Source organism: Pseudomonas sp. NY11955 (assembly GCF_048068035.1).
Classification (GTDB): Bacteria; Pseudomonadota; Gammaproteobacteria; order Pseudomonadales; family Pseudomonadaceae; genus Aquipseudomonas.
Genome location: NZ_JBLUPS010000044.1, coordinates 1 through 1,139 on the forward strand (window position 1 = coordinate 1; position 1,139 = coordinate 1,139).

Sequence of the window (1,139 nt, forward strand, 5' to 3'; positions counted from 1 at the left end):
CCCTCACGGTACTGGTTCACTATCGGTCAGTCAGTAGTATTTAGCCTTGGAGGATGGTCCCCCCATATTCAGACAAAGTTTCTCGTGCTCCGTCCTACTCGATTTCATTGATAAGAGATTTTCGTGTACGGGGCTATCACCCACTATGGCCGCACTTTCCAGAGCGTTCCACTAATCTCAAATCAACTTAAGGGCTGGTCCCCGTTCGCTCGCCACTACTAAGGGAATCTCGGTTGATTTCTTTTCCTCAGGGTACTTAGATGTTTCAGTTCCCCTGGTTCGCCTCTTGCACCTATGTATTCAGTACAAGATAACCAGCTTATGCTGGCTGGGTTCCCCCATTCAGAGATCTCTGGATCACAGTCTGTTTGCCGACTCCCCAAAGCTTATCGCAGGCTACCACGTCTTTCATCGCCTCTGACTGCCAAGGCATCCACCGTATGCGCTTCTTCACTTGACCATATAACCCCAAGCAATCTAGTTATACTGTGAAGACGACATTCGCCGAAAATTCGTACGTTGCGCTTACGCGCAGAACTCACAAATTTTACCTTAGCCTGACCCACCAGCAGTGAAACTGGTGTTCAGTCTATATCTATCACATATCCGAATTTTTAAAGAACGATCTGACAAAAGTCAGAAATCAACATTCGAGACGAATGCTCATTTCTAAATTTGATCAAGGTACAGCATAAGTGGTGGAGCCAAGCGGGATCGAACCGCTGACCTCCTGCGTGCAAGGCAGGCGCTCTCCCAGCTGAGCTATGGCCCCGCATATTGGTAGGTCTGGGCAGATTTGAACTGCCGACCTCACCCTTATCAGGGGTGCGCTCTAACCAACTGAGCTACAGACCTAAGGGTGAAACTTTGGGTCTTGATCGTCTTTTACAATGAATCAAGCAATTCGTGTGGGAGCTCATCAGCAGGCTGATGTCGTCGATTAAGGAGGTGATCCAGCCGCAGGTTCCCCTACGGCTACCTTGTTACGACTTCACCCCAGTCATGAATCACACCGTGGTAACCGTCCTCCCGAAGGTTAGACTAGCTACTTCTGGTGCAACCCACTCCCATGGTGTGACGGGCGGTGTGTACAAGGCCCGGGAACGTATTCACCGCGACATTCTGATTCGCGATTACTA

At 49.7% G+C, this 1,139-nt stretch carries 2 tRNA genes and 2 rRNA genes; all 4 read right to left on the reverse strand.

Annotation, left to right across the window (positions count from 1 at the left end):
* Positions 1-460, reverse strand: a 23S ribosomal RNA gene (locus tag ACNFBR_RS29195); the annotation flags it as partial.
* A 236-nt stretch (positions 461-696) separates the two neighbouring features.
* Positions 697-772: transfer RNA gene (locus ACNFBR_RS29200), tRNA-Ala, on the reverse strand.
* A gap of 6 nt (positions 773-778) precedes the next feature.
* Positions 779-855, reverse strand: a tRNA-Ile gene (locus ACNFBR_RS29205).
* Between the two features lie 86 nt (positions 856-941).
* Positions 942-1,139: ribosomal RNA gene (locus tag ACNFBR_RS29210) — 16S ribosomal RNA — on the reverse strand; the annotation flags it as partial.